Origin of the sequence: Specibacter sp. NPDC078709 (assembly GCF_040686795.1) — a bacterium.
Classification (GTDB): Bacteria; Actinomycetota; Actinomycetes; order Actinomycetales; family Micrococcaceae; genus Specibacter.
The window spans coordinates 657,057-669,475 of sequence record NZ_JBFBLU010000001.1; the positions used below are offsets into that span (position 1 = coordinate 657,057).

Here is a 12,419-nt window from a genome sequence, read left to right on the forward strand (position 1 = left end):
AACAGGGTGTGTGGGAGCCCGCGGTTGCGCTGCTTGCTGCGCTGTATCAGCACTCGCCACGCCGCGCATGGCCGGCTCGACGTCCCTGTCTTCCGAGCGTATGCGTGCGGCGTGTGGGAGGGTATGGCCAAGATTTCAGTCCGTGAAAAGTGCGGCCTTGACCGTGGGTATTGTCTCGGTTCGCCTCGGAACGGGCCGGAACGCTTCGGAACGGGCCGGAACGAGCCGCTCAGGGGCCGTCGTGGCCGGTGCCGAGCACTAGCGATAATTGCCCGGCAGCCTCATGCAGCGCCTTCCCGTACTCGGCGCGCGATGTCCCGGACGCGTCCCGTTCCCCGGAGGGCACCGACAGCGCCAGCGCCCCAATCCAGGACGAGGTGGACACCGGAACCGCAATGCAGGTGAAGCCCAGGGCGTATTCCTGGTGGTCCATCATGGTGGTGGAATTTTGCTCCAGTTCCCGCAGGAATTCCCGGGGCGATCGGATGGTGTACGGCGTCAATTCGGCCAGCGGGTGGCGGGCGATGTAGTCCAGCCGGATGTTGGCGTCGAGGGAGGCCAATATCTGCTTGCCGAAGGCTGTGGCGTGCGCACCGTCCTGCATGCCCACCCAAAGATCCACGCGCGGCGTCAGCGGAGTGTCCACAATGTCCACCACCTCAATCTCACCATCCGTGAATCGGCTCAGATAAATGGCCGCCCGAACCTCATCTCGCAGACCGTTCATGATGCCGCGGCTGCGCGCCAGCGTGACCGCTTGGCTGCCCGCGGCCAGCGCCGGATGTGCCGGACCCAACACGAAACCGTCGCGCTCGGCCACCACATAGTTCGAGTGGGCCAGGGTGCGCAGCACGTTGTAGGTGGTTCCCAGACTTTGACCCGTGGCGCGTGCAATGGACTTTGCCGAGAGCGGGCGGGACGCCGAACCGATACAGTCCAAAACCGTCAGGGCGCGGCCCACCGATGTCAGCAGTGTGCCCGGCTTTTCACCCTCGGTTGCCATCGTGTGCATGGTTGAGCCTCCACTGCCAGCGTACAACGAGACGCTGCGGGGCGGGGCTGTTACCCATCCGTCGGCCGCGGTGCGCCCCCTCCAAGGTACGACGCCGGGACGTCACCTTGCGCTGTCAGGCGGGCTCACGCCGTCGTTGCTCAGGTCCCCGGCGCGAGACTGGCGTTACCCATTGGCGAAATCCCGTTTCACTCTGCCACGAGTTGGGTACGGAAGCTGGTGTGGGTGTCCCGCGGGATATGTCCCGCGGAAATGGTTTTCTGTGTACTCGTGTAGTGGGCCGGGCTGCTCAGTTGTGGGCCGCTGCCTTCTTCTTGGCCGCGGCTACGGTGGAGGACCAGACCGCGGCGAGCAAGGCTGCGGTGGTGGCGGCCATGACAGTCATTCCAGCGCTGCCTGTGATCAGCCCGGCGATGAACAGGGCGGCCATGCACGCGAGCCCAGCAACAGGGCCAATCCACAGCAAGCGGGTGCCATAGTTGTTTGCTGCTGGGGTCTTTGTGGTGGCGTTCATGGTGTTCTCCTTGAGATGAGGTATTCGATGGTGAAGCAATAACTCAATACTAGGGAAGTACTTTCCGTTACGTCAAGTACTTTCTAATAATTGGTTTTCTTGATGTGTGATTTTGCGGGCAACCTAAACTTTTTTCCGAGGTTAACCGGCCAAAAAACCGCGTGATTCCGCGCTACAGTGGTTGCTGACTTAGAGGAGTAACACCGTGGCAGAGACAGCGCCAGACCGAATACCCACACCTGCAGAAATCAAGCGGTGGCGTCAATACTTGGCTGATGAACGGGCCGAGGCGGCCGTGTACCGTGACTTGGCTAAGCGTCGCGACGGCGAAGAACAAGCCATCCTGCTAGCCCTCGCCGAGGCCGAAGGGCGCCATGAACGGCATTGGCTGGAGCTACTGGGCGAGAATGCAGGGGCTCCAGTCCGCGGTTCACTGCGCAACCAACTACTGGGCTTACTGGCACGCCGTTTTGGCTCCGTTTTTGTTTTAGCGCTGGCTCAGCGTTCCGAGTCCAGGTCCCCCTACGCCACGGATGTTGACGCAACCGACGCCATGGCTGCCGATGAATCCATCCATGAAGAAGTGGTTCGAGGCCTAGCTACGCGGGGCCGCATCCGCCTCTCGGGTTCATTTAGGGCAGCAGTCTTTGGCGCCAACGATGGTTTGGTCAGCAACCTCTCGCTCGTCGTCGGCATGGCCGCGACAGGTGTATCCAGCCAAGTAGTGCTGTTCAGCGGAATGGCCGGGCTGCTGGCCGGAGCCCTGTCCATGGGTGCTGGCGAATTTGTTTCCGTCCGCTCCCAGCGCGAACTCCTCGACGCTTCCCAACCCACACAGGTCACCCTGACAGCTGCCCAATCGCTGGATCTGGAAAACAACGAACTCGTGCTCGTCTACTTGGCCCGCGGCATGACGCGCGAAGCCGCCGAACACCGTGCGGCCGAGCGAATGGGACAGTTCAGCTGCGACTGCGATCCCAGCCTGTCGTTGCAGCCAGAGAACTTTGAATCTCCCGACGAACACGAAACTCTTGGCACAGCCTGGGGCGCCGCCGGATCAAGCTTCTGCTTCTTCGCTTCTGGCGCCATCATTCCGATCCTGCCATTCCTCTTCGGCATGACCGGACTCGGCTCGCTACTACTCTCCTGCATCTTGGTGGGCATTGCGCTCATGGGAACCGGAGCCATTGTTGGCCTGCTCTCCGGAGCGTCACCACTCTGGCGCGGTCTGCGCCAGCTGGCCATCGGCATGGGTGCCGCCGCGGCCACGTACCTGCTGGGCTTGGCATTCGGCGGTCTGATCGCCTAACGCACGGCGCAACGCGAGACCTAGCGCGCGGCCTAACGTGAGGCCTAACGCGCGGGTTCTGCCCAAGACTGGCCCGTCGGTCAGCCAGCTAGAACCTGACACGCTTCCTCCACGGTGTCCACCACATGGACAAAGTTAGCCATGATCCGGTCCTTGGCCAGCGTGTGTAGCAACGGCACTACGGGAACTTCAACCGCCCAATAGTGATGGTCCACCAACACCATCGGCGCCACGGCGCCTTCGGCGGCGTAGTAGTTTTCGCAGGCGTCTTGGAACACTTCTTGCACAGTCCCCGCAGCGCCGGGCAGGAACACGATCCCGCCACGGGAGCGGTCCAGCAAGATAGCTTCACGCAGCGCGTTTGTAAAATATTTTGCGATGGCGCTGGCAAACACATTGGGCGGTTCGTGGCCGTAAAACCAGGTCGGAATCCCTAGGCTCGGGGCCCCGTCCGGATACCGTTTCACCACCGCCATCGCCACCCGCGCCCATTCGGTGACCGAGGGGCGGAAACCGGGGACGGCCGTCAAGGTGAGTAGGGCACTTTCTAAGGTCCCGGCGTCGTACGTGGAAAGATAGGCACCCAAGTTTGCAGCCTCCATGGCGCCGGGCCCGCCGCCGGTCGCGACGAGAAATCCGGCCTGCGCCAGGGCCCGACCCAACTGGGCCGCCTGCGCATACTCCCGGCTCCCCCGTGCCGCCGCGTGCCCGCCCATCACACCAACCACCGGTGCCGACTGCTGGGCAAGGAAATCATCGAGTGCGTCGGCGATGGCGTGGTCGTGCATGGCGGTGGCGAGTGTGGAATGCAGCGCGGGGCCCGGCTGCAGGCTCCACTGGTAAATGCGCGCGTCCGGTACCTGCTCATATTTGGCAGCGGAAATCCCGGCGAATAGCTCGGCGCCCGTGTACAGGTGGCCGCGGTAAGCGTTGAAAGGCAGGTCCGGCAGCGCTGGAAAAATCAGGGCACCGCGCCCACGCAGCAGATCTGCCACACCCGTATCAAAACTGCAGCCCATGAAAACAGCACCAGAAGCATGCAACGCCACCAGCGCCGCCGACCTCTCGCGCAGATCGACCGATTGGAAATGCCAGCCGTGCATGGACTTCGCACCGCCGGCAATCAGCGCATCAAAATGATCCAGCTCTTCAATCTCAACGGTGCGGGCTTGGGGCGCGAGGGGTGCATTCACGCACCCAGCCTAGCCGCGCCGCCCACCAAATCCCGTCTAGGCTGGGGGTACTTCATTCGTGCGCGGCGCCAGCAGCTACGTCAGCACCGCGTCCACCCATCATTCAGGAGACCCCATGCAAGAAATCACCCCCGCCGATATCTTGGCCGCCGATCCCGATGTGCAGATCATCGACGTCCGCGAAACTGCCGAACTGGCCACGGGCATGATCGAGGACGCTGTCCATATTCCTTCGGGCTCTGTGGTTGAGCGTGCGGGTGAGCTGGATAAGAATCGCCGCGTCATTGCCGTGTGCCACGGCGGCGGGCGCAGCGGTCGGGTTGCTGCAGCCCTAACCGAGCTCGGATTCAACGCCGACACGCTGACCGGCGGCATGAGCGGATGGGAAGCCGAGGGCCTGCCGATGGTGCCCCCGGACGCTTAAGCTCCGCCGCGGCACGCGCCCTCACACACCCCCCGGCTGATGCCCGCACTCGCCGCACCGGCTCATGCGCACTCATGCGCCGCACGCACGCACGCGCCGGGATCTTAGCCGTTGAAGTCAGCCGGATTCAGACCCGTGCGGCCCTCTCGCTCCAACGCGTCAATGGCAGCAACGTCAGCCGAGGTGAGTTCGAAGTCCAGAATGTGCAGGTTCTCGGCGATGCGGGCCGGGGTGACCGATTTCGGAATGATGATGCGCCCCTGCTGCAGGTGCCAGCGCAGCACTACCTGAGCGGGTGTGCGTCCGTGTGCCCCAGCAATGGTCAGCACTGCGGGATCGTTCAGCACGGCGCCTTGAGCCAGCGGACTCCATGCCTCGGTGGCGATCCCGTTAGCTGCATTAAAATCAGTGATTGAGCGCTGCTGCAGGGCCGGGTGGAGCTCCACCTGGTTCACAGCCGGAATAGTTCCACCGAGAGCAATGACCTTCTCCAGGTGTTCAGGCAGGAAGTTGGAGACGCCGATCGCCCGCACCCGCCCAGCCGCCAGCAACTCCTGCAGCGCCTTCCATGATTCCAGGAACGCATCCGTTGCCGGGGCTGGCCAGTGAATCAAGTACAGGTCTAGGTATTCGAGGCCAAGCTTGGCCAGGCTCGCATCGTAGGCGGCCAAGGTCGCTTCATATCCGAGATCGGAAATCCACACCTTTGAGGTGATGAACAGCTCCTCGCGGGCCAGTTCAGATGTGGCCAATGCGCGGCCCACACCTTCCTCGTTGCCATAGATCGCGGCCGTGTCGATGCTCCGGTAGCCAGCAGCAAGCGCCGCCGTCACTGCCTTCTCGGTTTCATCGTTGGGGACCTGGAAGACGCCGAAGCCGATCTGCGGCATGGCCACGCCATTGTTCAAAGTGATGGTGGGGATGGAAATCATGATGTGTTCTACTTTCGTGAGTGGTGAGAAATCAGTGCGAACTAGAGTGTCGCGTGAGCGCTGGCCTCATGCTGCGAAGCATGGTCGACGGCGGCCGAGCGGTTGAATGCTTTGGCCTCGCTTTTGCGGCCGTCGACTGCCGCGAAGGCCATGACGCCGACGGCCAGCAGGGTCAGTCCTGCACCGGCCCAGATGGGTGAGGTGTAGCCGAGTCCAGCCGTGATGGTGACCCCGCCCAACCAGGCGCCCAAGGCATTGCCCAAGTTGAACGCGCCAATGTTGGCGCCGGATGCGAGGGTGGGTGCCGCCGTCGCCCATTTCATGACACGCATCTGCAAGCCGGGAACGGTGGCAAAACCAATGCCACCCATCAGGAACAAGGACGCAATAGTCATGGGCTGGTTGCTGGCAGTCAGGGCGAACACGGCGAGGATAACCACGAGGACCGGCAGGATCACCATGAGCGTCGCATCGACGTTCTTATCAGCTGCCTTACCGCCGAGCGTGTTGCCAATGAACAGACCTACGCCGAGGAGGATCAGCAGCCACGGCACGGAGGTCGCGGCGAATCCGGAGACATTGGTCAGGGTGAAGGCGATGTAGGTGAAGGCGCCGAACACGCCGCCATAGCCGAGCACGGTCACGGCAATGGACAGCCAGACCTGGCGCGATTTGAAGGCCTGCAATTCACCGCGGAGGCCAGCGCTGCGTTCGTGGGTAATCTTGGGCACGAGGAGCAAAATGCCGATCAGCGCAACCACGCCAACAGCCGTGATGGCCCAGAAGGTGGAGCGCCACCCGGCCTGCTGGCCGAGCAAGGTACCCAACGGCACGCCCAAAACGTTGGCAGCGGTGAGGCCCGTGAACATGATGGCGATGGCGCCAGCCTTCTTGTTGGGTGCCACCATGTCGGCGGCCACCACGGCACCAATACCGAAGAACGCTCCGTGACAGAGGGCGGCGATGACGCGGCCGATCATCATGGTGCTGTAGTCGGGGGCGAGGGCGCACAACAGGTTCCCGGCAATGAAGAGGACCATGAGTGCGGCAAGCACGGGCTTGCGCGGAAGGTGGGTAACGGCGGCGGTGAGGAACAGTGCGCCAATGACAACGCTGAGCGCGTAGCCGGAGATGAGCCAGCCAGCGGTGGCTTCGCTAACTTGGAAGTCGGCGGAGACTTCGGGCAATAGGCCCATGATGACAAACTCGGTGAGTCCGATGCCGAACCCTCCCAAGGCCAGTGCAATGAGGCCAAGAGGCATGATTTTCCTTTGAGAGACTTGGGTACTGCTTGCAATGCGCGTAAACTATTAGTTGCAGACGCGTTATAAATTGTTGCACACGCAACTATCCCGCGCAAGCAACTAAATACTTTTGTGCTGCACAGCACGTAATCTCGGGAGGGGAAGGTCCATGGGCATCAAGGACGACGCCGTTGAAGTTCGCGCCCAGGGCTGGCGAACACTGGCGGCTCTGCACGGACTGATTGAGTCCAGCATGGAGAAGTCGCTGCAGAATGCAGCCCAACTCTCTGTTGTTGAATTCACAGTTTTGGATGCTTTGGCACGGCAGGATGGCTGGCATATGCGCATGCAGCAACTGGGCCGGGCTACGGCGCTGAGCCCTAGTGCCACCACGCGCTTGGTCAACCGGCTGGAGGATCGCGGGCTACTCACGCGGATCCTGTGCGCCGATGACCGCCGCGGCATCTACACCGAACTCACGCCTGCAGGATCGGAACTACTGACCTTGGCGCGGCCTGTTCACGACGAGGCTCTCGAGTGCGCCCTCGCCGAAGCTGCTCTGCTGCCCGAGCTGGCACCGCTGGTTACCGCCCTCCCCCAGCTCCACGCCGCGGTTCCTGCCGTCTAGGGCGGAACCGGGCCCCGCTCGTCGAGTCAGACGGAGCGCCGTCGAGTCAGACGTAGCGCTGCGTCGGTCTCGACGGGGCTCCGTCGGACTCGAGCACCAGGCCTAGCCGGGCGTCAGTGGTAGCCCCTGATCCGTGGGCGCCTACCAGCCGATGGGCCAGCGACATTAACGGTCGCTGCCCAGAACGGAGCTCCCTAATCGGGAGTGCCCCACGTGCGGTCTCCAAATATGTCCGTGCATCGATCGCGGACCAGCTGACAACACCTGCCGAAGCCAATGCTCGATTGCGGAGACCGTGGATGGCGCATCCAGCTATGGAGAAACTTTCGGGGTGCAATGCCGCCCGGGCACCGTCTCCCGTTCCTGTGCCTTTCCGGGATCCTTCCTGTGTCTCGGGCTGTTGCAGAAATACTCCGGAATCCATTGTTCAGCCACCACCCCGGTGCTTTGATTAGTCCATGACGCGTGTAGTGCAGGCAGACTACCTCGTGGTCGGGGCAGGCGCCGCGGGCATGGCATTTACGGATGCACTGATTGACCACTCCAACGCCCGCGTGGCTCTGGTGGACCGGCGCCACGGGGTTGGCGGTCACTGGTTGGATGCCTACCCCTTCGTCCGCCTGCATCAGGCATCCGCCTTCTACGGCGTCGCGTCAACGCTTCTTGGCCGCGGCCAACTTCAGCATCGGGGTCCAGAATCCGGGCTGCACGAACGTGCCGACTCCGCAGAAATCTGTTCCTACTACAGCCACATCCTGACGGACCGGATGCTGGAGTCAGATCGGGTGGAGTTCCTTCCCAACTGCAGCTACCTGCCCACCCACCAGATTCTCTCGCGCGTCTCCGGCCAGCTACTGCAGGTCCCCCCGGATTGCCGCGTTGTGGATGCACGCTACCTCTCCCCCGACATTCCAGCGAACAACTCTGCTCCGTTCGAGGTGGCCGACGGCACCCGGGTCATTCCCGTCGGCGATTTGGCCCGGATAGATCTGGCGCCAAGCCAGTACGTCATCGTTGGCTCGGGCAAGACGGCGAGCGATGCCTGCGTCTGGCTGCTCAGCCATGGCGTGGAGGCCGTAAACATCTGCTGGATCAGGCCGCGTGAGCCCTGGCTGCTCAACCGGGCAGTGGTTCAGCCGGATCCGGCGGTGTTCCTTGGCATGGCCGCCGATATCATGGAGGCGGCCGCGGCCGCGCCGTCACTCGAGGAGTTGTTCCTGCGGATGGAAGACGCTGGCATCATGGTGCGGATCGACCGCTCCCTCACACCAACCATGGCAAAAACGCCCACCCTGGCCAAGTGGGAACTGGAGCAGCTGCGCACCATTGAACACGTGGTGCGGCTGGGGCACGTCCGCCAAGCTGAGACTGGGCGCATCACGCTCGAGCAAGGTTCAGTTCCAACGGCGAAGGACGCCGTCATTGTGCACTGCGCTGCGTCCGGTCTGAAATACCCGCCCGTGATCCCCATCTGGAGCCGCACAGCGATCACGCTGCAGCCCATCCGGGCCGGATTCCCCTGTTTCGGGGCGGCACTTGCGGGCTACGTGGAGGCCACCCGCGACGACGACGCGGAGAAGAACCGGCTGTGCCCGGCAACACCGTACCCGAACTCGCTGGCGGACTGGGCACTCATGAACCTTCTGGGGACCCGCGCCTCGATGTCCTTCAACTCCGAACCAGACATCAAGGCCTGGGCCGACGGAGTCGCCATTAATCCTGCGCGACTGCCACCAGAGCGGGACCGGACTTCGGAGTTGCAGGACGTCCTGACGCGGCTGAAAGTCCAGGTGCCTCGGGGGTTAGCAGGCCTGGCCCGGCTCAGCTGAGCTCTGGCGGCGCACCGGCGGCGGCAACGCACTAGCGGCGGCGCATCGAGGCACCCAGCCAGCCGCCGTCGTCGTACATGAAAATCCGTGGTCGCCGGGCAGAAATGAAAAATGCCGCCGTTTGACGTAAATGCCATAGTTCAAACCATGGCATTTACGTCAAACAGCGGCATTATTCACAAGTGGCGCCAGTTTGGCGGCACCCGGGAGTAAAGAAGACTTACAGAGCTGCGTAAACTTCGCGCAGCAGGGTTGCGGTCTCGGAAGGCGTCTTGCCAACCTTGACACCAGCAGCCTCGAGGGCTTCCTTCTTGGCCTGGGCCGTTCCTGCGGAGCCAGAAACGATGGCGCCGGCGTGGCCCATGGTCTTGCCCTCAGGAGCGGTGAAGCCTGCAACGTAGCCAACAACGGGCTTGGTGACGTGGGCCTTGATGTACTCGGCTGCGCGCTCTTCAGCGTCGCCACCAATTTCACCAATCATGACGATGGCCTTGGTCTCCGGGTCAGCCTCGAACGCAGCAAGTGCGTCGATGTGCGTGGTGCCGATGACGGGGTCGCCACCGATGCCGATTGCGGTGGAGAAGCCCAGGTCGCGCAGTTCGAACATCATCTGGTAGGTCAAGGTACCGGACTTGGAGACCAAGCCGATCGGGCCCTTCTGGGTGATGTTGTTCGGGGTGATGCCAACGAGTGCTTCACCGGGGGTGATGATGCCGGGGCAGTTCGGGCCGATGATGCGGGTGATCTGCTCACCATTTGCGTCAACCTTGGACTGGGCCAGTGCCCAGAACTCGGCAGCGTCCTGAACGGGCACGCCTTCGGTGATGACAACAACCAGCGGAACGCCGGCTTCGATGGCTTCAACGACGGCGTCCTTGGTGAATGCCGGGGGGACGAACACGATGGAGACGTCTGCGCCGGTAGCGGCAACAGCTTCTGCAACAGCGCCGTAAACGGGGAGTTCAACGTCGCCGTGAACAACAGTGGTGCCGGCCTTGCGTGCGTTCACGCCGCCAACAACCTGGGTGCCGGCCTTGAGCATCAGGGCGGTGTGCTTGGTGCCTTCGCCGCCGGTGATGCCCTGGACGATGACCTTGGAGTCTTTAGTCAAGAAGATAGACATAAGTTTTCTAAACCTCTACTTTGCTGCGTGGGCGAGTTCGGCAGCCTTGTCGGCGCCCTCGTCCATGGTTGCGGCCAGGGTGACCAACGGGTGGTTGGCTTCGTTGAGAATGCGACGGCCTTCTTCAACGTTGTTGCCGTCCAGGCGGACAACCAGCGGCTTGTTGGCAGCTGAGCCGAGCTCGGCGAGTGCGCCGACAATGCCCTTGGCAACAGCGTCACAAGCAGTGATGCCACCGAAGACGTTGACGAAAACGCTCTTGACCTGAGGGTCATTGAGGATGACGTCCAGACCAGCGGCCATGACCTCTGCGGATGCTCCACCGCCAATGTCCAAGAAGTTGGCGGGCTTGACGCCGCCGTGGTTTTCGCCAGCGTAAGCAACAACATCCAGCGTGGACATAACCAGGCCGGCACCGTTACCAATAACGCCAACTTCGCCGTCGAGCTTGACGTAGTTCAAATCCGCAGCCTTGGCCTTGGCCTCCAACGGGTCAGCTGCAGCAGCGTCTTCGAGTTCCAGGTGGTGCGGGTGACGGAAGTCGGCGTTCTCATCGAGTGAGACCTTGCCGTCCAGAGCCACGATGTCACCGGCGCCGGTGAGAACCAGCGGGTTAACCTCAACCAGGGTTGCATCTTCCTTGATGAAGACGTCCCACAACTTGATGATGGTGGCGGCCACCTTCGGAGCCAGCTCGGCGTTGAAGCCTGCGGTGGCGACGATCTCGTCGGCCTTGGCCGCATCGATACCGACGGCCGGGTCAACAGCAACGCGGGCCAGAGCTTCGGGGCGCTCAACGGCGAGTTCCTCGATCTCCATGCCGCCTTCTACCGAGCACATGGCCAGGTAGTTGCGGTTTGCGCGGTCCAGCAGTACGGAGAAGTAGAACTCCTGCGCAATGTCTGCACCCTGTGCGATCATGACCGTGTTAACGGTGTGACCCTTGATGTCCATGCCGAGAATGTCAGAGGCATAACCGAACGCCTCTTCAGCGTTCTTGGCTACCTTGACGCCGCCAGCCTTACCGCGGCCACCGACCTTCACCTGTGCCTTGACGACGGTGACGCCGCCAATCTTCTCGGCTGCTGCCTTTGCTTCTTCAGGGGTGTGCGCCACGATGCCGGCCAACACGGGAACGCCGTGAGCCTCAAACATGTCGCGCGCCTGGTATTCAAACAGGTCCACGGATTAGTGTCCTTCTGCGTCGAAGTAGTGATCTTGAGGGTGTTAGCCCCTTTCACACATTACCGTCTCACACCACAAGCACATATTTGACTAATTCACCACTGTTTTAAAGCGATTAACGGGTAATTCGGCTCACACTGACCCTCTATTGACGCACGGAACGTACGACGGCGTGACCTTCCTTGCGCGCGCACCAACCGTGCGCGCTCCCTCGGCTAGGGCGTGGGTGCGCCCCCTTCCACAAGGAGCGGGCACTTTCCCGCACTTATGAAGTGGGTGCGGCCGAAGTGGGTGCAGCAGATGCCTTGACGTCGGGGGCGTCGGGGACGTCGGGCCCGAAGATTTCATATTTCTTGGCCGCAATGAAGAATCCGGTCTCGTCGGCCAGGTTGGCACAGGCCACCCCGTCGTCCAGGGGTGCGCAGCGATACCCTTGGGCCTCCATGGCATTGCCGGGTGGCAGCACGGCAATGCTGTTCATGTCTTGGCCACCCGAGTTTTGCTTGGCCGCTCCGCTGAAACCAAATACAGCTTCAACAGCGGTGACCCCTGCCCGGCAGCCACCATATTCGGCATGATCTGGGTAAAGCAGGGCTGTGCCTCCGAGGTAGCCGATATTGGTGCCGGCGCAGTTATCAACGATGTCGTTCTGGGCAGGCGTCGGATAGTTCGCCATCTGACAGTGCGCCACGGGGATGATCGGTGCGGCCTCGTTGGCACTATTGCCGTAGTTGTTGGGTTCCCACGGCAGGTTCAAGTTTCCAGCCTGTGAGGTGGTGAAAATGCAGGCGATATTGCGTGAATCCGTCACAAACTGCGGCAGTTCAGTGCTGGCGAGACCATCCGTGGGCTTCACCACCGGAGTAGCTTTCAGCCGCTCCACATAAGTGAGCGGATCCGTGGGCCCTTGGCTGGTGGCAGTTGCCGGCGCTGGATCCGGAACGGTGATGCAGCCGGAAAGAGAAACACAAAAAAACAGCATGGCCGCGAGCAAAGCCGCAGTTCTGCGCAGAGCCATTCCCATCC

Annotated in this window: 12 protein-coding genes; 4 read left to right on the top strand and 8 right to left on the bottom strand. The window is 62.2% G+C overall.

Features of this window, described 5'->3' with window-relative positions; translation table 11 throughout:
- Positions 1-229: 229 nt before the first annotated feature.
- Positions 230-1,012 carry an IclR family transcriptional regulator C-terminal domain-containing protein gene (locus tag AB0P14_RS02840; RefSeq protein ID WP_363837439.1) on the bottom strand — a complete coding sequence of 261 codons (783 nt, stop codon included), beginning with the start codon at positions 1,010-1,012 and terminating at the stop codon, positions 230-232.
- A gap of 289 nt (positions 1,013-1,301) precedes the next feature.
- Positions 1,302-1,526 (bottom strand): hypothetical protein, encoded by a 225-nt coding sequence (locus AB0P14_RS02845; protein WP_363837441.1) that lies wholly within the window; start codon positions 1,524-1,526, stop codon positions 1,302-1,304.
- 205 nt (positions 1,527-1,731) lie between these two features.
- Between AB0P14_RS02845 and AB0P14_RS02850 the strand changes: the two genes are divergently transcribed.
- On the top strand, positions 1,732-2,835 hold the full coding sequence (locus tag AB0P14_RS02850) for a VIT1/CCC1 transporter family protein (protein WP_363837444.1): 1,104 nt from the start codon (positions 1,732-1,734) through the stop codon (positions 2,833-2,835).
- A gap of 80 nt (positions 2,836-2,915) precedes the next feature.
- On the opposite strand, the gene AB0P14_RS02855 is transcribed toward AB0P14_RS02850, so the two are convergent.
- Complete coding sequence (locus AB0P14_RS02855) at positions 2,916-4,028, bottom strand: Rossmann fold nucleotide-binding protein (protein WP_363837446.1); 1,113 nt, start codon at positions 4,026-4,028, stop codon at positions 2,916-2,918.
- Positions 4,029-4,143: 115 nt separating this feature from the next.
- Here AB0P14_RS02855 and AB0P14_RS02860 point away from each other — a divergent pair, with 115 nt between their 5' ends.
- Positions 4,144-4,452 carry a rhodanese-like domain-containing protein gene (locus tag AB0P14_RS02860; protein ID WP_363837449.1) on the top strand — a complete coding sequence of 103 codons (309 nt, stop codon included), beginning with the start codon at positions 4,144-4,146 and terminating at the stop codon, positions 4,450-4,452.
- A gap of 104 nt (positions 4,453-4,556) precedes the next feature.
- On the opposite strand, the gene AB0P14_RS02865 is transcribed toward AB0P14_RS02860, so the two are convergent.
- Together AB0P14_RS02865 and AB0P14_RS02870 are read right to left on the bottom strand one after the other, a co-directional pair.
- Positions 4,557-5,384, bottom strand: a complete 828-nt coding sequence (locus tag AB0P14_RS02865; protein WP_363837452.1) for an aldo/keto reductase — start codon at positions 5,382-5,384, stop codon at positions 4,557-4,559.
- Positions 5,385-5,425: 41 nt separating this feature from the next.
- Entirely contained in the window at positions 5,426-6,646 is a 1,221-nt protein-coding gene (locus AB0P14_RS02870) for an MFS transporter (protein ID WP_363837455.1), read from the bottom strand.
- A gap of 151 nt (positions 6,647-6,797) precedes the next feature.
- Between AB0P14_RS02870 and AB0P14_RS02875 the strand changes: the two genes are divergently transcribed.
- Positions 6,798-7,256, top strand: coding sequence for a MarR family transcriptional regulator (locus tag AB0P14_RS02875; RefSeq protein ID WP_363837457.1), 459 nt, complete (start codon positions 6,798-6,800; stop codon positions 7,254-7,256).
- Positions 7,257-7,714: 458 nt separating this feature from the next.
- Positions 7,715-9,085 carry an FAD/NAD(P)-binding protein gene (locus tag AB0P14_RS02880; protein ID WP_363837460.1) on the top strand — a complete coding sequence of 457 codons (1,371 nt, stop codon included), beginning with the start codon at positions 7,715-7,717 and terminating at the stop codon, positions 9,083-9,085.
- Between the two features lie 220 nt (positions 9,086-9,305).
- Here the strand turns inward: AB0P14_RS02880 and sucD are convergent, their stop codons facing one another.
- The 3 genes from sucD to AB0P14_RS02895 all read right to left on the bottom strand — a co-directional run bounded on the left by sucD (position 9,306) and on the right by AB0P14_RS02895 (position 12,411).
- Positions 9,306-10,208, bottom strand: a complete 903-nt coding sequence (gene sucD / locus AB0P14_RS02885; protein ID WP_363837463.1) for a succinate--CoA ligase subunit alpha — start codon at positions 10,206-10,208, stop codon at positions 9,306-9,308.
- A 15-nt stretch (positions 10,209-10,223) separates the two neighbouring features.
- Complete coding sequence (gene sucC / locus AB0P14_RS02890; RefSeq protein WP_363837466.1) at positions 10,224-11,393, bottom strand: ADP-forming succinate--CoA ligase subunit beta; 1,170 nt, start codon at positions 11,391-11,393, stop codon at positions 10,224-10,226.
- A 265-nt stretch (positions 11,394-11,658) separates the two neighbouring features.
- Entirely contained in the window at positions 11,659-12,411 is a 753-nt protein-coding gene (locus AB0P14_RS02895; protein ID WP_363837469.1) for a hypothetical protein, read from the bottom strand.
- Between the last annotated feature and the right edge of the window lie 8 nt (positions 12,412-12,419).